Below are 22,479 nucleotides of genomic sequence, written 5' to 3' on the forward strand. Positions count from 1 at the left end.
TTTCATGGCAAAAAAAGTCGGTATTATCTCTCAGGCCCGCATGACCAGCACGCGGCTGCCCGGCAAAGTGCTCATGCCCGTAGCGGGCCAACCACTGCTGCAGTACCACGTGGAGCGCCTGCAGGCCAGCGGCTTTCCGCTGTACTTGGCCATCACAACCAACGCCACTGATAACCCGCTGGCGGACTTCGCGGAGGCGCAGCACCTAGCCTACGTGCGCGGCGATGAGCACGATGTACTGTCGCGCTACGCCTTGTGCGCGCAGGAGCATCAGCTGGATGTAGTGGTGCGCGTAACTTCTGATTGCCCATTGCTGGATGGGGAGCTTGTAGGCCAGTCAATCCGGGAATATCTGCGGGCCAACGATGCACGACTGTACCTGTCTAACGTGCTGGAGCGCACGTTTCCGCGGGGCTTCGATTTTGAAATCTTCTCCCGGGAGCTCCTGGAGGAAGCCGCTCAGCATGCTACACTACCCGCCGACCGGGAGCACGTGACGCCCTACATCCACCAGAATCGCTCTGGCCGCGTGCACTTCCGGCATATCCGCCGCCCCGACGACCGGAGCGCCTACCGTCTCACGGTTGACACAGCGGAGGATTTCGAGCTGATTCGGCAGCTGATTGAAGTGCACCACGCCGCCCGGCTCACGGCCGATGAACTTATCGGGATTCTAGATCAGCATCCGGAACTGGTGGCGCTGAATGCACACGTGGAGCAGAAGAAAATCTAGCCCACTACCGGCGGTTCCGGCCCGGCTCCCTACTTTCGGGGCATGGAGACTTGTGTTTCGGCCGCCGGCGCGGCCTCCTTGGTGGTTATTCCCCGGCTGGTATTTCGGGCCGATGGCAACTCCCGCATAGGCCTAGGCCACGTGATGCGGCTGCTGGCGCTGGCCGAGATTCTGGCGCCGCTGGCGGCAGAGCGGCTTTTCCTGATCCGGCAGCCTGATGAGGCATTGGTAGAGCTATTGGAAACCAATGGCCTGACGGTACAGCAGCTCCCGCTGCAGCCACTGCCCGAAGAAGCGGCCGAGCTGGTGCGCCAGGTGCTGCGGCCCACCGACGTGCTGGTACTGGATGGCTACGACTTCCGCTACGACTACCAAAACACGGTGCGCGGCGCCGTAGCCCGCCTCGTGTACCTCGATGATCTGCACAGCTTTCCGCTGGCCGCTGATCTGGTGTTGAATCCGGCGGGGGGTATCAGTGTGGCGCAGTATGAGCTGCGCCAGCCGGGCGCACGGTTGCTCAGTGGCCCCGCCTTTGCACCACTCCGAACGGCCTTTCGGGAACTGCCTGCTCGGGAGCCAACGAATGCTTCTCCGGAGGAAATTCTGGTATGCCTGGGCGGCGCCGACCCTACTCATCAGACCCAACGCGTAGCGGCGGCGTTGCTGGAGCTGCCTTCGGGGCCCCAGGTGCACGTGGTGGTGGGCAGCGCCTACACCCACTGGGAAAGTCTGCAAGCCTGGGCGCAGGATCAGCCCCGGCTGGTGCTACACCGTAATCTACCTGGCGAGCAACTGGCGGAGCTGATGCGCCAATGTGGCGCGGCCGTGTGCTCGGCCAGCACCGTGAGCTACGAATACTGCGCGGCCGGTGGGGGCCTGCTGTTCATTCTGCCCGTGGCCGACAACCAATATGATATTGCCCACTACCTACGGGCGGCGGGGCTGGCGCTGCCCTACACCTCGGCACCCAACGTGCTGACTTCGCCCGAAGCGGCCCGCGTAGCAGCGCAGCTTCGCGAGGCGCAGCACCGGGTGTTTGATGGCCTGACCGCCGTACGACTACGGCAGGAATTCACGGCGCTGCAGCTTCCGCCCCCACCCTTTTACCTGCGCCCCGTGCAGGCCGCCGATTCCGACCAGCTCCTCGCCTGGACCAATGAGCCGGCCGTGCGCCAGCATTCCTTCAACCCCAACCCCGTAGCGCCTCCCGACCATGCTAAGTGGCTGGCCGCCCGCCTCTCCGACCCGCAGGCCCTGCTGCTGCTAGCTCAGGAAGCCGCTACTGGCCTACCAGCCGGCCTGATCCGGTTTGCCGTGGACGGTGAGGAGGCTACGCTAAGCTATTTGCTGGATGCCCGGTTCAGGGGCCGCGGCCTGGCAGCACTGTTGCTGCTGGCCGGTACCCGGCAAGTTACGGCGCTGTTCCCGCAGGTGCGGCGCGTTGTAGGCCATGTGCAAGCGGCCAACGTGGCCTCCGTCAAGGCATTTGAGCGGGCTGGGTTTCGGCAGGTTGCCGAAAAGTCAGCTGAGGTAGATAGCGTTGCCTTTCGCTGGGAAGGGGTTGGTTCTGCTGCGTGAAGCTCCCGGCGCACTAGCTTCCGTGTGCCTGCTTGCCCTTATTAATTTACCGAAGTCGACGCCTATTTTTAACCGATAGCCCCGCTCCCGCAGGGCTTCGTATTTTTGCCTTATGCAGATTTCCATTGGCTCCCGCCTTCTTGGCTCCGATCAGCCGCCGTTCATCATTGCCGAGCTCAGCGGCAACCATAATCAGGACCTCAACCGGGGCCTGGCCATTGTAGATGCTATGGCCGCCGCCGGTGCGCATGCCATTAAGCTCCAGACGTATACCGCCGATACCATGACGCTGCCCGGCGCCTACCGCATCGACGACCCTAATTCCTTGTGGTACGGCCGCGAGCTGCATGAGCTCTATCAGGAGGCGCACACGCCCTGGGAGTGGCACAAGCCTTTATTTGATCGGGCGCGGGAGCATGGCATGCTGGCCTTCAGCTCGCCCTTTGATGAAACCGCCGTGGATTTTCTGGAAACCCTTGAGGTACCAGCCTACAAAATCGCCTCTTTCGAAAACACCGACTGGCCCCTGCTGCGCCGCGTGGCGGCCACCGGCAAACCCGTGATTATGAGCACGGGTGCCAGTACGCTGGCCGAAGTAGCCGAAGCCGTGCAGGTGCTGCGCGAGGCCGGTTGCCGAGAGCTGATTTTGCTGAAGTGCACCAGCACCTACCCCGCCACGCCCCAAAACACCAACCTGCGCACGCTGCCCCATTTCCAGCAGCTCTTTCCCGACTGCCTCGTAGGCCTCTCCGACCATACCATGGGCGTGGGCGCTGCCGTAGCGGCCGTAGCCTTGGGCGCTTGTGTAGTAGAGAAGCACGTAACCCTGCGCCGCGCCGATGGTGGCGTAGATTCCGCTTTCTCCCTGGAGCCCGAGGAAGTAGCGCAACTGGTAACTGAAACTGAGCGGGCCTGGCAGGCGCTAGGCCAGGTGCAATACGGCATCCAGCGGGCGGAGGAAAAGAGCCGACTCTACAAACGCTCCTTGTATGTGGCCCAGAATATTCAGGCCGGCGAAATCTTCACCAAGGAAAACCTGCGCGTAGTGCGCCCCGGCGACGGTTTGCCGCCCCGCTACTACGACCAACTCCTGGGCAAACCGGCCCGCCAAAACCTGCAGGCCGGCACCCCCCTGACCTGGGAGGCGCTGTAAGATACCGGACAACAAAAGCAACTATTTAAGCTGGTCAGGTCGAGCTGGTCGAGACAGCTCGCGGGCTGAAGTTGCAGTGGTGACTACTTGGCCCCGAACAGCCCACTAGCACGTCATCCTGACGAAGGAAGGATCTTGTCACGATAAAACGACTGGCCTAGCATCTCGTGCTGACGTGATAGGATCCTTCGCTGCACTCAGGATGACGTGCTAGCGAGAATCAACGTCAGCACGCAAGCTGTCTCGACCTGACGGGCGGAGGTAGTTATTCTGGACCAGTCAACCGTCTTTAACTCATTTAACTTGCTCGATTTATTGCTTATTAATGCCTGACGTTCCCTCTACCTGCACTGCACGCCTGCACGACATCCTGCAACTCCGGTTTACCGACCTGTTTGCGACGCTGCCGGCGCACATGCTGGAGCCGATTTCGCCGGCTAGGCCACTTAAGCGGTTGCTGAAGGTGGCAGGCTACGCGGCCGTGCGACTGGTGGGCAACCTGTTCAGTAAGGTGCGGAACGCGGAGGAGCTGCAAGGCAAGGTGTGGCTCTACGTAGTAAGCCAGAACAACTACGACTCGCTGCACTTTGTGCGGGAGGCTCGGCCAGACAGCGTACTCGTAGCGGGACAGAGCAAGCAGATTGGGCGCTACAACCAACTGGTGAACCGACTTTCGCTGCGGCGGAAACTGCTGTATTACGCGCAACTGCCTGAGGTATATAGTGGCCTACGGCGCACGGAGGGGGCAAAAGCGTGGCGGTTTTTCGATTTGATTTTCAATGCCATTGGCTACTACGAAGTGTATTGCCGGGCCCTGCGTCATTATAAGCCACGTGCCATCATCTTCGCCAACGACCACAATGACGATGCCCGCGCTCTGCTGCTGGCAGCACGCGCCTGCGGCGTACCCACGGCGTACGTGCAGCATGCCAGTGTCAGCACCAATTTCCCACCGCTGGGCTTTGACCTGAGCTTACTCGAAGGCCAGGATGCGCTGGACAAATACCGCCAGTGCGGCCCCGTGCACGGCCGCACCGAGCTGGTAGGCATGCCCAAAGCGGATGCATTCCTGGCCACCAAAAACCAAACCTCCAACGTGCAACGCGTAGGCCTGGCCTGCAACGCGCTTGACGACACATCGGCAATTGCGGCCGCCGTAGGCCACCTCCTGCGCGAATTCCCGGACCTTACGTTCACGTTCCGCCCGCACCCAGGCGACAAGCGCGACTTCACCTTCCTGCGCCATCGGCACCCGCAGCTGCAGTTTTCGGATGCCCGGCAGCAGCAGGTATTTGAGTTTCTTCAGCAGCAGGACGCCCTCATCGCCGCCGACACCAGCACCCACCTGGAAGCCACGTTGCTCAATCTGGCCAGCATCTACTTCCGCTTCGGCAACCACGGCATCACCGACGATTACTACGGCTATGTGGCGCACGGCTTGGTAGAGCGCGCCAGCACGCTGCCGCAGCTCTCGGAGCTACTACGCCGCTACCAGCAGCACAAGCCCCTCGACCTCTACCGCCGCGCGGCTTACTACAATGCCACACTCGGCACCCCCGACGAAGGCCACAGCCAACAACGAGCCCTGCGCCTCCTCGACGAGTGGCTCCCCAAACAGGCCTAGAACAGCTCTGCGCCCTCTGCGGGAACCGTCGTCTGCCAAACCTGCTTTACTTGCGCCGTCATGCCTGCTCCCGCTTTCCCAACTCCACCGCAGCCAGTTTCTGCCGAAACCCGACTGGCCTACGTACTCCGCCATTTCCGACTGGCCTACGAGAACGTGCCGGATATTTCCATTGGCTACGCGTACCACCAACCTCAACTGCAAATAGCCGAAAGTGCCGGCGAGTTTTTCAACGACACAAATCCGTATCCGGCAGCGCCAAACATGCGGGAGTGGCTAGGCCAGTCGGTGCCGTTTTTCTTTGACGCAGCGCCGCATAAGCCGCTCCTGGAACTGCTACCAAGTGGGCGGCCTACCATCAATGCGGATGTAATTTCGGGGGCGTTTTACTTACTCAGCGGCTGGCAGGAATACTACTCCGAGGAGCGCGACCAGCACGGCCGGTTCCCCTACGCAGATAGTGTGCAGCAGCAATATGGCTTCGTGACAATGCCAGTGGTGAACTACTACTTCGATGTGCTGAAAACAGCCATAGAGCATATCGTAGACTACTCTTTGCAACCTCGCACCTGGCCGAATGGCGCAAAATGGGCTGCCTTCATCACCCACGATATCGACAACCTCTACAGCGCCTGGAAGGCCTCCGCCAAAGCTGCCTTCCAGCGCCGCGACTGGCCTGGCTTGGCCCGCCAGCTCTGGCAGCACTTCACCCAGAAAGATGCTTGGGACAATCTGGAAGAAGTGAAGCAAACTGTAGCCAGCTACGGCGCCAAAAGCACGTTCTTATTCCTACCCGAGCACCGCAAAGCCGCCAATGGCACCCCGAATGCGGACTATAAAATTCGAGAGGCAGACCGCAGTATTAGCCTTCTGATAAACGCTGGAATAGAAGTTGGGCTTCATGCTCCGTACCGCACGAATGAGAATGAGCCTTTTGGCTCTGATCTAGGGTGGGAATCAGAAAAAGTAACTGGAAAGCAAACTGGTTTTGGCTTGCGCTATCATTATCTGCGCTGGGAGCCCCGTCTCATGCCAGACATGTTATACTTGGTCAATTTTGCCTACGATTCCACCTTAGGCTTCGCCGAGCATTTCGGCTTCCGCAACTCTTACTGCTTACCCTTCTACCCGTTCAATTTTCAGCGCGGAGAAGCGTGCAACTTCCTCGAAATCCCGCTTAACGTGATGGATGCCACGCTCCATCACCCGCGTTACCTGCAGCTGACGCCGCAGGAAATACTCCCAGCCCTGACGCCGATGCTCCAGGAAATTGAGCGGTTTGGTGGAGTATGCACGCTGCTCTGGCACAACGAGAACTTCGACCCGGCCAACGAAAATACTGGCCCCCGCCAGTTCGCCGAAATCATGGAGTACCTTCGCAGCCGCGCCGTGGCGTTTGTTAACGGCTCCGATATTCTAGGTGCAATAAGCAAGCAAAAAAGCACGTCAGCCTGAGTGCAACGAAGGATCTTAACACGTCAGCACGAATGGTTCTAGGCCAGTTGGTCTCACCTGAGAAGATCCTTCGCAAGCTTAGGATGACGTGCTCTTGGTCTCTTTACCACTTCACAAATTCACCACTTTACCATTTCACCTCTTGGGCATAGTTCTGCGGCAGGGGCTGCGTAATACGGTCATTTCTTACATCGGGCTAGCCCTGGGGTTCGTAAACACGGCCTTTGTGGTGCCCCGTTTTCTGGCGGCGCATGAGCTAGGCCTCACAAGCACGCTGCTGGCCATGGCCACCATTTATGCGCAGCTTTCGGGGCTGGGGTTTGCTAGCGTAGGCATCAAATTCTTTCCCTATTTCCGCAACCGGGAGGCGGGCCACCAGGGTTTCCTGCCGCTGCTGCTGGGCGTTCCGCTACTAGGGTTTGGCCTTGTCACGGTGCTTTTTCTGGGCGGGAAGCCGTTGGTGCTCAACTTCTACGAGACTGACCAAGCCCTTATCAGCAGTTATTATGGCTGGGTGGGTGTGCTGGCCCTGTTCGTGATGCTGTACTCCCTGCAGGATGCATATCTCAAGGGCCTCTACCACACGGCTTTCTCGTCGTTTGTGCAGGAGATTTTGCTCCGGGTGCTGCAGGCCGGCGCGGCGGTGCTATACGGACTGGGCTACTTTTCCTTTCATGGCTACATACTGGCCTACATCGGTACCATGAGTGGCATTGCACTCCTGCTTACAGTATACTTAGGCGTCATTGGGGAACTGCATATTCGTCCCAACCGGGCGGTGCTGCAGGTGCAGCCGTTGCGGAACATTCTCAGCTTTGGGGGCTTTGCGCTGTTGGCCAATATCTCGGCTACAGTCATCATGAATATTGACACCATTATGGTGGGCTCGCAGCTAAATCTGGCGGCGGCAGGGGTCTATAGCATTGCGTTTTTCATCAGCACGGCCATTACGCTACCGGCTCGCTCGCTCAACAAAATTGCCTTTCCGCTGCTGGCCGACTACTGGAAAGAGCAGGCGCTGCCCCGCATGGCCGCTTTCTACCGCGACACTACCCGCCTCAACACGGTGCTGGGCTGCTACCTGGCCCTGGGCATCGGGCTCAACCTCGATTTTATCTATGGCCTGATGCACAACCCCGCCCTGAAGGCCGGCACCACAGCCGTGCTGGTGCTGTTGGCAGCTCGTTTGTTCGATGGCATTACGGGCCTGAACGCGCTCATCGTCGTCACGTCGCCCCGATACCGTTACGATTTGCTGTTCAACATTTCGCTGGCGCTGGCCACTATTGGTCTGAACGCGGTGCTGATTCCTCGTGTAGGGTTGCTGGGCGCCGCCGTAGCGTATTTACTGGCCATCGTCTGCATAAACCTGGCCCGGACCTGGTTTGTGTGGCACAGCTACCGGATGCAGCCTCTCACGTGGCGTATAGCGCTCATCGTTGGCATTGCAGCCGTGGCAGGTGTGGCGGCCTGGCTGGTGCCGGAGTTTCCGTCGGCTTTCCTCACGATGCTGGTGCGCTCCGCCGTGCTTACGGCACTATATAGCGCTCTGATTTTACTCACCAAATCTGCCCCGGAAGTCAGTGCATTACTGGGCAGAATCCTGGCACGCAAACGCCAGTAGCATCATAAAACGCTAGTTTCACTTTACAGCGAAACACAGCGCCTGGCAGCATTACTGGATTTCTATCAGCAAGCGGGTGGCCTAGGCCACCCGCTTTTGTTTTGAGCTCGATATTCAGGTTTATTGCTTTTGCCGACGAGCAAGTATTCAGTTATAAAATCCTCTATAAAATTAAACTATTCCTTTACAATACTCCCACTAGGCCAGCAGATTCTCTTCCGAAAAATCAGCCCGCCCAAGATGGCGAAGGAACTGGCTAAAGCGGCTTAGCTTTAACCTGTATAAAAAATAAAATTTGGAAGTGTAAAATTTCGACCAGTACATTTGTAGCACCAATTCTTTCCCCATCAAAGGATTGTTTTTATACAGAGGCGTGGAGAGACAGGCTCTACGAAGCGCCGGCAACCATCCGTAAGTGCGGAACGGTGCCAAGTCCTGACCATATAAAAACAACAACGCCGTGAACCGCTTCGTCAACACCACCGCCGCTTCTGCCACCTCCGCTTCTGTACAGCATGGGTGTTGTGGTATGGCTACTCCCGTCTCTATGACCGGAGCCTGTTGTTGTTGCTAAGGGCCACACTCCTCCTTTTTTCCTGGTTTGTAGGCTGATTGAGCTTTTCTGACGTGCGTAAGTGCGCGTCTAGCTGAGTCGTCTGCACCCGCCTTTTTCGCCTGGCGAAACCGTGTACCTGTCGCCCCGCGACGTTGCGTTTCTGCTTGGGCCATTCTCGGCCGGACTGCTGCCCCTGCGGTGGCCTCTCCTCACTTCTCTTCTTGTTATGTCTGCAGCATCTGCTGCGCCGGCCGTCCTGCCCGAGCTCGACGACCTGCGCCTTCAGCTTACATCTGCTAACGCCCTGGAGCGCCTGCGTCTGGTGGCTGAGCGCTTCCCTGGCAAAGCCGTGTTTTCCACTTCCTTTGGACTGGAAGACCAGATTATCAGCCACTTGATTTTCGCACATGAGCTTCCTATCAAGGTATTCACGCTGGATACCGGGCGCAATTTTCAGGAGACCTATTCCACCTGGAACAAGACCCTCCTGAAATACGAACAGCGCATTGAAGTATACTTTCCGCGCCAGGAAAGCGTGCAGGAGCTGCTCCTCGCCAAGGGCCCCAACAGCTTCTACGAGAGCGTCGACAACCGCAAGGAGTGCTGCTACATCCGCAAAGTGGAGCCTCTGAATCGGGCGCTGGCGGGGCAGCAGGCCTGGGTAACCGGCATTCGGGCCGAGCAGTCACAGAACCGCCAAACCATGGACCCCGTGGAGTGGGACGCGGCGCATAAGCTCACCAAAATTCATCCGCTTTTCGACTGGACCTGGGAGCAGGCAGTGGCCTACGCCCAGGGAAACAGCATTCCCGTGAACCCGCTGCACCAACAAGGCTTCGTGAGCATTGGGTGCGCCCCCTGCACCCGGGCCATCAAACCAGGCGAAGACTTCCGGGCCGGCCGTTGGTGGTGGGAGGACCTTTCCGCCAAGGAGTGTGGCCTACACAGCACGGCTCATCACGACGGACCCGACCCGGTGGTAGAACCCGTGCCGGCGGGCTAGGCCGGGTAGAGACGCAACATTTTGCGTCTCGTCGCTAGAACGACTGGCCTAGGACAGCCAGCTAAATAACATCAACATACGGCAGACACAAAATAGTGTGTCTCTATAGCTGCCCAATGCAAAACGGTCATCCCGACAACACCATGAGTACTCCTCCATTTGATTACCTCGACCGGCTGGAAGCCGAATCCATTCATATCCTGCGCGAAGTAGCGGGCCAGTTTGAGCGTCCGGCACTGCTGTTTTCGGGCGGCAAAGACTCCATTGTGCTCACGCGCCTGGCCGAGAAAGCCTTTCGCCCCGGCCGCTTCCCCTTCCCGTTGGTACACGTGGATACTGGCCACAACTTCCCGGAAGTCCTGGCCTACCGCGACGATCTGGCCGCCCGCCTGGGCGAAAAGCTAATTGTGCGCAGCGTGGAAGACACCATCAAGCGCCAGCGCCTGCGCGAGCCCGGCGGCAAATATCCGAGCCGCAACCCGCTTCAGACCTACACGCTGCTGGAGGTAATTGAGGAGTTTGAGTTTGATGCCTGCATTGGGGGTGCCCGCCGCGACGAGGAAAAAGCCCGCGCCAAGGAGCGCATTTTCTCCGTGCGCGACGAGTTTGGCCAGTGGGACCCCAAGCGCCAGCGCCCCGAGCTCTGGAACGTATACAATGGCCGCATTCAGAAGGGCGAAAACGTGCGCGTATTCCCCATTTCCAACTGGACAGAGCTGGACGTGTGGCGCTATATCCAGCGAGAAAACATTCAGCTGCCGGATATCTACTTCGGCCACGAGCGCACCTGCGTGGTCCTGCCCTCGGGCCAGCTCCTAGGCCTGTCGGAGCATTTACACCTCGATGACGACGATGAAATCGTGACGCGCCAGGTGCGCTTCCGCACCGTGGGGGACTCTACGTGCACGGCCGCCGTGGAAAGCGACGCCGCCACCGTGGAAGACATCATTCAGGACCTGCTGCTGGCCAAAGTAAGCGAACGGGGCGCCACTCGCCTCGACGACAACATCTCGGAAGCCGGCATGGAAGACCGCAAGCGCAACGGCTATTTCTAAGTGGTGAAGTTGTGAAGGGTGAGGTTGTGAACTGACAACACGCTTCACCCGAACGACCAACTCACAATTTCACAACCTCACAATTTCACCTCATGGACTTACTCCGATTTATTACCTGCGGCAGCGTTGACGACGGCAAAAGCACCCTAATTGGCCGCTTGCTGTACGATTCCGAATCTGTGTCGCTGGATGTGCTGGCGGCACTGGAAAAGCGGCAGGCTTCTAACGGCGTCGTGGATCTGGCACTGCTGACCGATGGCCTACGCGCTGAGCGTGAGCAGGGTATCACCATCGATGTGGCCTACAAGTACTTCACCACGCCGCGCCGCAAGTTCATCATCACGGATGCGCCGGGCCACGTGCAGTACACCCGCAACATGGTGACAGGCGCCAGCAACGCCGACCTCGCCATTGTACTGGTGGATGCGCGCCAGGGCGTGATTGAGCAAACCCGCCGTCACACCCTAATTGCGGCGCTGCTGGGTATTCGGCAGTTTGTGTTGGCCGTGAACAAAATGGATCTGGTAGACTACGAGGAAGCGATTTTCGCTAAAATCGCGACGGATTACGCCGAGCTGACCAACCACTTCAATCTGCCGGCCGCCGTGGCTATTCCGCTTAGCGCCCTGCAGGGCGACAATGTGGTAACCCCCTCCACGCACCTGCCCTGGTACACCGGCCCCAGCTTGCTGGAACACCTGGAAAGCGTGCCCGGCACGCTGGAACGGTCCTCGGAACCCCGGTTCCAGGTTCAGTATGTCATCCGTCCGCAAACGGCCGAACTACCCGACTACCGCGGCTATGCCGGCCAGATTCAGAGCGGCGCATACCGCCGTGGCGACCGGGTACTGATTCTGCCCTCGGGCCTGGAATCGGAGATTGAGGCGCTCGAAGTAAGCCAGCGGGAAGTAGAAGTAGCAGCGGCGCCCCAGGCCGTGGTGATTCGGCTGCGCGACGATGTGGACGTGAGCCGCGGCGACACTATTGTGCCCGTAGGCCACCAGCCCACTGTAACAAGGGAATTGGAAGCCACCCTGTGTTGGATGAGCGAACAGCCACTGTGGCCGGGCCGCAAGCTCTTGGTGCAGCAGCACTCGGCCCTGGTGAAAGCCGCCATACCGGCTATCCTCTACAAGGTAAATGTGCAAACCTTCGCCCGCGTCGCGACGGATTCGGCCCAGCTCAACGACATCGTGCGGGTGCGCATCAAAACCGCGCTACCCCTGGCCCTGGATCATTATCAGGACAACCGTGTTTCCGGCTCCTTCATTCTGGTTGATGAGCTCAGCGGCGACACCGTAGCCGCTGGCCTCGTGGAAGCCGCCAACTCCGAGTATTTCACGGCCCCGGTGCCGCCGCCCGTCGTGTTTTCCATCTAGCCGCCTGGCTACCTGCCTCTATTCCGCATGTCCTTCACCAAACAGCCCCGGCTTACTGTGCTCGGCGCCGGCCCCGGCGACCCGGAGCTGCTCACGCTCAAAGGAGCCCGAGTGCTGGGCGAGGCCGATGTTATCCTGTATGATGCGCTGGCCAACAACGAGTTGCTGCAGTATGCTCGCCCCGATGCCATTACGGTATTTGTGGGTAAGCGCAGAGGCCTGCGCAGCTACAGTCAGGATGAAATCAATGCCCTGATTGTGGAAAATGCTCTTTTGTATGGCCACGTAGTACGCTTGAAAGGCGGTGACCCTTTCGTGTTTGGGCGGGGCCGCGAAGAGATGCTGTATGCTGAGCAACATGGCCTGGCCACCGACTACGTGCCGGGTATCAGTAGCGCGGTGGCGGCGGCGGGTAGCGTGGGCATCCCGGTTACGCACCGGGGCGCCAGCGAGGGGTTTCGGGTGATTACGGCTACCACCGCCACCGGCGAGTTGTCGGGCAGTGTCGCCGAAGCCGCCCGTTCCCGCACCACTACCGTCATTCTGATGGGCCTGGGCGAGTTGGAACGTATTGTAGGCCTGTTCAGCCAACATGGGCAAGCCAATACGCCGGCTGCCATTGTACAAAACGGCACCCTGCCCTCGGCGCGCCTGGTTACCGGGACCGTGGCGGAGCTTCCCGCTCGCGTGGCGGCAGCAGGCCTGGGCGCGCCCGCCATTATCATAATTGGAGAGGTGACGCGCCTGGCCCGGCCCGAAGTGGTGGCCGCCGAAGCCTTTGCCGCAGTGGCCTACGCCAACGTTGCCTGAGTTGCCAGCCGGTGCAGAAGTGCCGGGCTCCATCCCACCGCCAGAACTCCTTCTACATGTCGACCCCCCTTTCTTCTACACTTCCCACCGGCCTCGATGAGGCCTCCCTGGAGCGGCTAACCACGGGCCTTTCCGATCAGCAATTGCTCTGGCTGAGCGGGTATCTCTATGGCCGCGTGGGAGCTGGCACCGCTGTGCCGCAGCCTACTGGGGTCGTTGCAGCGGCCCCGGCTGGCCGCCTGACGATTCTGTATGGCTCGCAAACCGGAAACAGCAAAAAAGCCGCGAACCTCACCGCCGAAGCAGCCCGCCAACGTGGCTTAGTTGCCACAGTGCGCGACATGAACGAGTACCCAACCAAAGACCTCAAGAGAGAGCAGCAACTACTAGTAATTGTAAGCACACAGGGCGAGGGCGACCCGCCCATTGCAGCCGAAGAGCTCCATCAGTTTCTGCTCAGCAACCGTGCGCCCAGGCTGCCGGAGCTACGCTTCGCGGTGCTGGCCCTGGGCGACAAAAGCTACCTACAGTTCTGCCAGACGGGGTTTGAGTTCGATCAGCGGTTGGCGGAGCTGGGCGGACAGCGCCTGCTGGACCGCGTGGATTGCGACGTGGAATTTGAGCTGGAAACCCGCCAGTGGGCCGACCAGGTGCTGGACCTGATTGCCCAGTCGGTACCGACGGCGGCTCCCGTAAGCACTACTGTATCGGTGGGCGCTACGGTGGCGGTTCCGGCGGGGGTGTTTGCCTTTCAATCTTGCGCGCCGTTTGGTGGGGAGGTACTGCCCGAGGCGGAAGTGTATACCAGCAAAAACCCGTTTCAGGCACCCTTGCTGGAGAAGATTCAGCTGAACGGCCGCGGCTCCACGAAGGAAACCTATCACCTGGAATTTTCGCTGGAAGGCTCCGGAATTCAGTATGAAGCCGGCGATGCGCTGATGGTGCAGCCCACCAACCGCCCAGCGCTGGTGGAAGAAGTGCTGCAAGCCGCTCGCCTTTCGGCCATAGCACCCGTGCGTCTGGGAAGCACCGAGCTAGACTTGGTCACTGCCCTCACGGAGCGGCTGGAGCTATCAGTAGTGACGCGCGACGTGCTGGAACGCTACGCCGCGGTGGCACCCCAGCACACACATTTGCAGGAGATTCTGGCCGATAAAGCTAAACTTCCGGCGTACCTCTACGGCCGCGATGTAGCTGACTTGCTCACGGAGTTTCCTGTGGAGTTATCAGGGCAGCAACTGTCGGCGGTGCTGCGGCCTCTGCCGGCCCGCGCCTACTCCATTGCCAGCAGCCTGCTCGCGCACCCTGAGGAAGTGCATCTGACGGTTGGCGCCGTGCGTTACCAGGCCAACGGCCGCGACAAACACGGCGCCTGCTCCGTGTACCAGGCCGACCACCTGAACCTCGGCGACACCGCCCGCGTGTGGGTCGACCGCAACGAATACTTTAAGCTGCCTCAGGATTCTGCCACCGACATTATTATGGTAGGCGCTGGAACAGGCGTGGCTCCGTTCCGGGCTTTTACGGAGGAGCGGGCTGAAAACGGCGCTACCGGCCGCAACTGGCTGGTGTTCGGCAACCCCCACTTCACCACCGACTTCCTTTACCAGACGGAGTGGCAGCAGCACCTGAAAAAAGGCACCCTAGACCGCCTCGACGTGGCTTTCTCCCGCGACCAAAAGCAGAAAGTGTACATCCAGCACCGCCTGCTGGAGCAGGGTCGCCGCCTCTACGACCAGCTTGAAAACGGCGCCTACTTCTACGTGTGCGGTGACAAAACCCGCATGGCTGCCGATGTGCAGCGCGCCCTACTCACCATCATCGGCCAGGAAAGTGGCCTAGGCGAAGAATACGCCGCTGAATACCTGAAGAAGCTGAAGAAGTCGCGCCGCTTTCTCGAGGACGTGTATTAGAACGGCTCACAATGAACGTCATGCTGAGCGCAGCCGAAGCATCTCGCGTGCTGACGCAGGATTAGTAACTCAACGTCAGCACGCGAGATGCTTCGACAAGCTCAGCATGACGGTCTTCCCCTACCAACCCCAACCAGATGCGTGCCCTGATGAATCGATGTTGTAGCTGCTAAAAGCCGCCGGTTGTGCGGCTCTCCGCCCCCCTTCCGACTGGCCTACGTCCCTCCATTTCAACGTCTTTCCACTAGAAATACCTTCTATATGCTGAAGCAGTACTACGCTTCTTTCTGGTTGCTCCTGCTTCTTTTGTTCGTGAGCATCCTCTCAGCCAACGCCCAGGATCCGCTTATTTCCATCAGCGGCACCGTGCGCGACAACGGCAACCAACAGCCGTTGCCCGGCGTGAGCATCAGTGTAAAAGGCGGCTCGACGGGCACGCTGAGTGATAATAATGGCCAGTTTGCGTTGAAGGCCAAGCTGCGGTTTCCGTTTACGCTGGTGTTCAACTTCATCGGCTACGAATCCAGAGAGCTGGAAATTGCTAGCGGCAGCCAGCCTATTGCCATTAAGCTGGAGTCGAAGGCGGTGCTGGTGAATGAGGTGGTGGTGTCGGCCTCGCGGGTGGAAGAAAGCCGACTCAGGTCGCCGGTAGCTATTGAGAAACTGGATATCCGGGCCATCAAGGAAACGCCCGCGCCCAGCTTCTACGATGCCCTAGAAAACGTGAAAGGCGTGCAGATGACCACCAGCTCGCTCACGTTTAAGGTGCCGAATACACGCGGCTTCAACATCCCGAACAACTTCCGCTTCATGCAGCTCGTGGATGGCGTGGATATGCAGGCGGCCACGCTGGGCGTGCCGCTGGGCAACGCCATCGGACCCACCGAGCTGGACATTGCTAGCGTGGAAATTACGCCCGGCGCGGCTTCGGCGCTGTATGGCATGAACGCCATCAACGGCATGGCCAACCTCACCACCAAAAGCCCCTTCAGCTACCCTGGCTTGAGCGTGTACCAGAAAGTAGGCGTGAACCATGTGGATGGTAAAGACCGCGACCCGAGCGCCCTCACCGAAACGGCTGTGCGCTGGGCGCAGGTGGTGGGGCCTTCCCAGCGACTGGCCTACAAAGTAAACCTGAGCTACCTGCGCGGCACCGATTGGCTGGCCAACACCCAAATCGACCAGAACCCGCAAACGGCCGCCTCCGCCAACCCGCGCTTCCCGGAGCTTAGCGGCGCCAACAACCCCGCCGCCGACCTCTGGAACCGCTACGGCGACGATAACGCCGGCAACGTGTCCATCACCATTCCCTACAACGGCCGCAACGAAACCTTCAACGTGCGCCGCACGGGCTACTATGAGCGCGACCTCACCAACCCCATCGTGCGCAACATCAAGGCCGACGCCAGCCTGCACTACAAGCTCACGGATAAGATGGAGCTGAGCTACGGCTACCGTTTCGGGCTCATGGACGGCGTATTTCAGCGCGGCAACAAGATCCAGCTGGATGGCGTGACGGTGCAAAACCACAAAATTGAGCTGAAAGTCCAGGACTTCACAGCCCGCGCCTACATGCTCATCGAAAACACCGGCGACTCCTATAACCTCAACCCGCTGGCCCTGAACCTCGACCTGCAAAACGGCTCCAACGCCGCGTGGGGCACCAAGTTCCGGACGGCGCTACAGAGCCAGCTGAGCGCCGGCAGTGGCCTAGCGGCGGCCATGCAACAAGCCCGCGCGGTGGCCGATGCCGGCCGCGCCGTGCCGGGTACGCCCGCCTTTGATGCGCTGAAAAACCAGATTGTGCACACCAATAACTGGGACAGCGGCGTGAACGTGCCGGGAGCACCCATTCCGGGCGGCGCGGCCCTCACCCAGCGCAGCCACACCTATCACGCCGATGCTATCTGGAACCTGGGCCAGCGCGTGAAGTTTGCCGATGTGATTGTGGGGGCTGATACCCGTGTGTACGCCGTCATTCCCGATGGCAACAACTTCGTGGACTTCAGTAGGCCACTTGCTGAGCGCACCATGCCCGGCGGCAGCAACCAGTACTATAAGAAATTTGGTGGCTTTGCTCAGGCTACGCGCCTGCTCCTCGACAACAAGCTTAAGCTGACCGCTTCCCTGCGCGCCGACTACAATCCTGAGTTCGACCCCAAGCTGAACCCGCGCGTAGCCGCCGTGTATACCCTGGCCGACAAGCACAACTTCCGGGCGTCGTACCAGAACGGCTGGCGCTTCCCCTCGTTGTTTGAGGCCTTGTCGTTCGTGAACAACGGCAACGTGCGCCGCGTGGGTGGCCTAGCTCGCGTGAACGAGGGCCTGAACTACCTCGACAACTCCTACACGCTGGCGTCCATCACCACCTTCAATGCGGCGGTGAATGCCTACGTGGCAGCCAATAGTGGCACCACGGCCTCCCAAGCGGCAGTGCGCCCCGAAATTCGGGAGCTGTTGAAAGTAGGTAACCTGCCCACGGAGCAGCCCGAGCAGATCAACGCCTACGAGGTGGGCTACCGCAGCGTGCTGTTTGATAACCGCGTGTCGATTGATGCCGATGCGTACTACAACGTGTACTCCGGTTTCCTAGGCCAGGTAGAAGTGAGCGTGCCCAAGAATGCAGCCGGTCAGCAAGTAACCGTGGGCTCCGATGATGCGGTGCTGGCCGCCCTGAACAGCAACCGCGGCGCCCGCCAAGACCGCTACCGCGTGTACACCAACGCGCTCAACAACTACCACAGCTACGGCTCCACGCTGGGCATCAACTACAACTTTTACGAGAAGTTCACGGTCGGCGGCAACGTCAACTACAACGCCCTCTCGGCCAATAAGGAGTCGGATATTTTCGTGACGGGCTTCAACACGCCGCATTGGGCCACGAACGTGTCGTTTGGCAACCGCGAGGTGGTGCGCAACGTCGGCTTCAACGTGGTGTGGCGCCATCAGAGCACTTTCTACTGGGAAAGCCCGCTGGCCAACGGCCGCGTGCCCGCCTACCAGACCGTTGATGCCCAGGTGAACGTGCGCATTCCGTCCCTGAAATCAACCATCAAAGTGGGCGGCGCCAACCTGCTCAACAACCGCTACATCCAGTACGCGGCCGGCCCCACCATCGGGGGCTTGTACTACGTGGCCCTCACCTTCGACAACACGGTGCTGCGCTAGAAGCTAAAAATCAGCTCCCCTTCTCAGATGATTCCGCGCATGAAGCGGCGAGGGGTTAGGGTACTTGATATTCGTCTGAGCGTCAACTAGCTCTAATTCTAAAATCGTTCTAGGCCACTTCAACCACCCCAGCCCCTCGCCGCTTCATGCGCGGAATCATCTGAGGAGAGAAGCTTTGTTCTAAAATCACCTGATACTATGGCCGATACCACCATCAAGCTTTCCGAAGTCGAGCACGTCAAGGACGCCAGCAACTACCTGCGCGGTACCCTGGCCGAGAGCCTCGTGAACCCCATTACGGGCGCCCTCTACCCCGACGATACCCATCTGATCAAATTCCACGGCTCCTACCAGCAAACCGACCGCGACCTGGAAAGCGAGCGGAAGCGCCAGAAGCTGGAGCCACTGTATTCGCTCATGATTCGGGTGCGCGTGCCCGGTGGCATTGCCACTCCGGCGCAATGGCTACGCATGGATCAGTTGGCCACTCAATATGGAAACGACACCCTGAAGCTTACCACGCGCCAAGCTTTCCAGCTGCACGGCGTACTGAAGCGCAACCTCAAAAAGACTATCAAAGGCTTCAATGATGTCCTTTTAGACAGTATTGCGGGCTGCGGCGACGTAAACCGCAATGTGATGTTCAACCCCAACCCGCACCAAAGTAAGGTGCATGAGCAGGTATTTGAAATCACGAAGCAGATCAGTACGCACCTCACGCCGCGCACCTCGGCGTACTGGGAGCTGTGGCTGGATGGAGAATCGAAGTACAGCAGCGCACCGAATGAGGGCGAGGAAGATTTCGAGCCGATTTATGGCAAGACCTACCTGCCGCGCAAGTTCAAGATTGCGCTGGCCGTACCGCCAAACAACGACACCGACATCTTCGCCAACGACCTCGGTCTGATTGCCATTGAAAAAAATGGCCAGCTCCTGGGCTTTAATGTGGCCGTAGGTGGCGGCATGGGCATGACGTTTGGGATGCCCGAAACGTACCCGCGCCTCGCCGACCTCATTGGCTTTGTGCCCGCCGATAAGGCGGTGGACCTCTGCGAGAAAGTCGTGACCATTCAGCGCGATTGGGGCAACCGCGAAAACCGCAAATTCTCGCGCCTCAAGTACACCCTCGACCGCGTAGGCCTAGATGTGTTCCGGCAGGAGCTGAATCAGCGTTTGGGTTTCGAGCTGGAAGAGGCGCGGCCGTATGAGTTCAAGAGCTCCGGCGACGCCTTCGGGTGGACTACCGGGCCCGATGGCGCCCAGCACCTGACCTTGTTCGTGGAAGGTGGCCGCGTGGCCGACCGACCCGGAAACCTGCTAAAAACTGCGCTCCGGGAAATTGCGGCTTTTCACACCGGCGACTTCCGCCTCACTGGCAACCAGAACTTGATTGTGGCCAACGTGGCTCCGAAGCACCGCCTGGCCGTGCAGGCCACCTTGGCGCAGCATGGGGTAGCCGTAGAAACCAGCTCCGGCCTGCGCCGGGGCGCCCTGGCCTGCGTGGCTCTGAACACCTGCTCGCTGGCCTTCGCCGAGGCCGAGCGCTATATTCCACAGCTGATTGACCGGCTGGAAGTGGTGCTGGCTAATTTGGGCCTGACCCAGGACGATATTCTGATCCGGATGACGGGCTGCCCCAACGGCTGCGCCCGCCCCTACCTGGGCGAAATTGGGCTGGTGGGCCGGGCCGTGGGCCGCTACAACCTCTACCTTGGAGCGGGCTTCAATGGGGAGCGGATGAACAAGCTCTACAAGGAGATGCTGGACGAAGAGGGTATTGTGGAAGCCCTGACGCCGCTGCTCCGCGACTACGCCCAAAACCGCCAGCCTCAGGAGCATTTCGGCGATTTTGTGATTCGGCAGGGGCATGTGCAGGCCACCACGCACGGCCTGAACTTCCATGTCTAGGCCACTAGCTCTGGGCGTAAGCACAAATAAATCAGCGCTTTTGCCTATTTTACCTTTCCATAATCTGCCAGCCGCGCTATGAACACAGCCGACACTACCGCCCAGAGCTTGCCCGATCTAGCGCCAGCCAGCGGTTCTAACCGACTGTTTCCCATCTTCCTGAAGTTGGAGCAGCTACATGTGCTGTTGGTAGGTGGCGGCAACGTAGGCCACGAAAAGCTAGCGGCAATTCTCGCTAACAGCCCGGCTACCGCTGTAACCGTGGTGGCCACGTATTTTTCCGATGCACTGCTTGATCTAGCCGAAAAGCACCCCGCCGTGCAGCTGCGCGAACAGGCCTACCAAACCACCGACCTCGTAGGCCATGATCTGGTGATTGTGGCAACGGACGACAAAGCGCTGAACCTGCGCATCAAGGCCGATGCTACGCGCCAGCGCCTGCTCTGCAACGTAGCCGACACGCCCGACGCCTGCGACTTCTACCTGGGCTCCATCGTGCAGAAGGGCGACTTGAAAATTGCCATCAGCACCAACGGTAAGTCGCCCACCATTGCCAAGCGCCTGCGCGAAATGCTGACCCATGCCATTCCCGATGAGCTCCATGATGTGCTCCAGCGCATGTCGATCATTCGGGAGAAAGTAGGCGGCGACTTCGCGCACAAGGTAAAGTCGTTGAATGCCGTGACGGCCGAGCTAACGGGCGGACCGGCCTACGAGTCGCCGGCGGCGGCGCAGTGGCGGCGCCGGGCTACGGCGGCCCTGCTGGCTTTTGCTAGCCTGCTGGTGTTCAATATCCTCTCCTACTACATCACCTGGGACCAGGTGTGGGGCGTGGCCAGCAACGCCAAGATGTTCTACCTCTTCGTTGCCATCGGTTTCGCGGCGCAGCTGATTGACGGGCTGCTAGGCATGGGCTACGGCGTCGTTACGGCCATCAGTCTGATGAGCATGAACATTGCGCCAGCCGCCGTGAGTGCCAGCATTCACACGGCCGAAATGTTTGCCAGCGGCGCCTCCGGGTACCATCACTACCGCTTCGGCAACGTCAACAAAAAGCTGTTCAAGGTCCTCCTGATTCCGGGCGTGCTGGGTGCCATTACGGGCGCGTTTCTACTGGCCCGCTTCGGAGAGCAATATGCTGGCTACGTGAAGCCTTTCCTGGCCGTGTACTTACTGTTGCTGGGCACGCGCATTCTTACTAAAGCCTTCAGCAAACCGAAGCCCCGCGTGAAACACAAGAAGCTAGGCCTGTTGGCCGCAGCCGGTGGTTTTTTGGATTCGTTTGGCGGGGGCGGCTGGGGGCCGTTGGTCACAAGCACGCTCATTGCCGGGGGCCGCACTCCGCAGTATGTCATTGGCTCGGTGAGCGTTACAGAGTTCTTCGTCACGTTTGCCAGCGCCGTTACGTTCTTTGCCACACTCGGCATTTCGCACTGGCAGATTATTCTGGGGCTGATTGTGGGCGGCGTGGCTGCTGCACCATTTGCTGCCCGGCTGGCCGGCCGCATTCCGGTCCGCTGGATGTTTGTGGGCGTGGGCCTGATGGTGATTGTGTGGAGCCTTTGGGCGCTGCGCAAGCTGTTTATGTAGCAGCTGTAGTGGCCTAGCACAAGATATCGGCTGGCTCCTGTACCTGAACAAGCGAGCCAGCAGGCGTTGTTTCGGGTACGTAAGGCGACGTTGTACGCTGCACCCGCCGGATAAATTCAATGATCAACAAGGCACTAACCAGCAGCACCAGGCCGTAGGCCAGCCAGGAGCCCAGGGCTTCGTGAGGCGCCTGCTCACTATGCGCCTTCGATGACAGGGAGCCCACTAAAGCCATCAGGTTGTTTAGCGCGTGCATCACGATACACAGCAGCAACGATTGGGTGCGGTAGTAGAGCCAGCCAACCAACAAACCCATTATTCCAGCTGATACAATCTGGGCTGGGTTCAGATGAAACAGGCCAAACAACAGCGCCGACTGCCCAATAGCTACCCACGGCCGGTAATTGCGCAGCAATCCGTTGAGCAGTATTCCGCGGAACAGGATTTCTTCCAGCAGTGGCGCACTAATTCCGATCATCAGAAAGGCCAACACAGGCTGGGCTTCCATCTGCCGGAAAGTGTTGTCAGCCCAGTTGGGTAAGTGCACATAATGCAGCACAGAGCGCAGCATAATTTGCGCCACCGCTACCACGGGTAGGGCTATATAAATCCAGCGGGGCACCTGGCCTAGCAGCTGCATGGGTTGTGTGCGCCGTCTGTTATACCACAGCAAAAATCCAATGGTCGCTATTTCGCCCAGCACCGTAGCCACCGAGCTTACCACGATAGATTTGTGGTGCACTCCCCTATCGAAAATGAGCAGTATAGGTATAGCCGCCAGTACCATAATCAGCAGAAACCAGCCCAGCGAGGCCCAGCTTTCTTTAATGGTTGGGTAAGCAGTTGCCGGGCGGTGTGGGGCGGCGTGGAGTACTTCGGGTTCGGGTAAAACTGCTTCCATGGATAGGCCTTGTGCGATAGAAAAACGGG

General features: G+C 59.5%; 15 protein-coding genes and 1 riboswitch. Of the genes, 14 read left to right on the top strand and 1 reads right to left on the bottom strand.

The annotated features are described in order from the left end of the window. The first annotated feature begins 4 nt into the window (after positions 1-4). The 14 genes from CFT68_RS06485 to CFT68_RS22320 all read left to right on the top strand — a co-directional run bounded on the left by CFT68_RS06485 (position 5) and on the right by CFT68_RS22320 (position 21,549). Complete coding sequence (locus tag CFT68_RS06485; RefSeq protein ID WP_088842573.1) at positions 5-733, top strand: cytidylyltransferase domain-containing protein; 729 nt, start codon at positions 5-7, stop codon at positions 731-733. Between the two features lie 42 nt (positions 734-775). Then, positions 776-2,311, top strand: a complete 1,536-nt coding sequence (gene pseG / locus CFT68_RS06490) for a UDP-2,4-diacetamido-2,4,6-trideoxy-beta-L-altropyranose hydrolase (protein ID WP_088842574.1) — start codon at positions 776-778, stop codon at positions 2,309-2,311. A gap of 112 nt (positions 2,312-2,423) precedes the next feature. Continuing rightward, positions 2,424-3,464, top strand: a complete 1,041-nt coding sequence (gene pseI, locus CFT68_RS06495) for a pseudaminic acid synthase (protein WP_088842575.1) — start codon at positions 2,424-2,426, stop codon at positions 3,462-3,464. Between the two features lie 325 nt (positions 3,465-3,789). After that, a complete protein-coding gene (locus tag CFT68_RS06500) occupies positions 3,790-5,088 on the top strand; it encodes a glycosyltransferase family protein (protein ID WP_088842576.1) in 1,299 nt (432 codons plus the stop codon). A 60-nt stretch (positions 5,089-5,148) separates the two neighbouring features. Continuing rightward, complete coding sequence (locus CFT68_RS06505; protein ID WP_088842577.1) at positions 5,149-6,543, top strand: DUF7033 domain-containing protein; 1,395 nt, start codon at positions 5,149-5,151, stop codon at positions 6,541-6,543. 142 nt (positions 6,544-6,685) lie between these two features. Next, positions 6,686-8,167: a lipopolysaccharide biosynthesis protein gene (locus CFT68_RS06510; RefSeq protein ID WP_170934718.1), complete on the top strand. Its 1,482-nt coding sequence runs from the start codon at positions 6,686-6,688 to the stop codon at positions 8,165-8,167. Between the two features lie 358 nt (positions 8,168-8,525). After that, a riboswitch (SAM riboswitch) is annotated at positions 8,526-8,617 on the top strand. A gap of 332 nt (positions 8,618-8,949) precedes the next feature. Continuing rightward, positions 8,950-9,726 (top strand): phosphoadenylyl-sulfate reductase, encoded by a 777-nt coding sequence (locus tag CFT68_RS06515; protein ID WP_088842579.1) that lies wholly within the window; start codon positions 8,950-8,952, stop codon positions 9,724-9,726. A gap of 143 nt (positions 9,727-9,869) precedes the next feature. After that, on the top strand, positions 9,870-10,781 hold the full coding sequence (gene cysD / locus CFT68_RS06520; protein ID WP_088843696.1) for a sulfate adenylyltransferase subunit CysD: 912 nt from the start codon (positions 9,870-9,872) through the stop codon (positions 10,779-10,781). A 92-nt stretch (positions 10,782-10,873) separates the two neighbouring features. Continuing rightward, on the top strand, positions 10,874-12,160 hold the full coding sequence (locus CFT68_RS06525) for a sulfate adenylyltransferase subunit 1 (RefSeq protein ID WP_088842580.1): 1,287 nt from the start codon (positions 10,874-10,876) through the stop codon (positions 12,158-12,160). 27 nt (positions 12,161-12,187) lie between these two features. Further along, the gene (gene cobA / locus CFT68_RS06530) at positions 12,188-12,970 is read left to right on the top strand and encodes a uroporphyrinogen-III C-methyltransferase (protein WP_088842581.1); all 783 of its coding nucleotides are present in this window, start codon (positions 12,188-12,190) and stop codon (positions 12,968-12,970) included. A 56-nt stretch (positions 12,971-13,026) separates the two neighbouring features. Further along, entirely contained in the window at positions 13,027-14,883 is a 1,857-nt protein-coding gene (locus tag CFT68_RS06535) for an assimilatory sulfite reductase (NADPH) flavoprotein subunit (protein WP_088842582.1), read from the top strand. Positions 14,884-15,144: 261 nt separating this feature from the next. After that, positions 15,145-18,051 (top strand): TonB-dependent receptor, encoded by a 2,907-nt coding sequence (locus CFT68_RS06540; protein ID WP_088842583.1) that lies wholly within the window; start codon positions 15,145-15,147, stop codon positions 18,049-18,051. Positions 18,052-18,249: 198 nt separating this feature from the next. Next, complete coding sequence (locus CFT68_RS06545) at positions 18,250-19,959, top strand: NADPH-dependent assimilatory sulfite reductase hemoprotein subunit (RefSeq protein ID WP_088842584.1); 1,710 nt, start codon at positions 18,250-18,252, stop codon at positions 19,957-19,959. 78 nt (positions 19,960-20,037) lie between these two features. After that, positions 20,038-21,549, top strand: coding sequence for a TSUP family transporter (locus CFT68_RS22320; RefSeq protein WP_088842585.1), 1,512 nt, complete (start codon positions 20,038-20,040; stop codon positions 21,547-21,549). Positions 21,550-21,562: 13 nt separating this feature from the next. Here the strand turns inward: CFT68_RS22320 and CFT68_RS06555 are convergent, their stop codons facing one another. Beyond that, positions 21,563-22,450, bottom strand: coding sequence for a CPBP family intramembrane glutamic endopeptidase (locus CFT68_RS06555; RefSeq protein ID WP_088842586.1), 888 nt, complete (start codon positions 22,448-22,450; stop codon positions 21,563-21,565). Between the last annotated feature and the right edge of the window lie 29 nt (positions 22,451-22,479).

The organism is Hymenobacter gelipurpurascens, from assembly GCF_900187375.1.
Classification (GTDB): Bacteria; Bacteroidota; Bacteroidia; order Cytophagales; family Hymenobacteraceae; genus Hymenobacter; species Hymenobacter gelipurpurascens.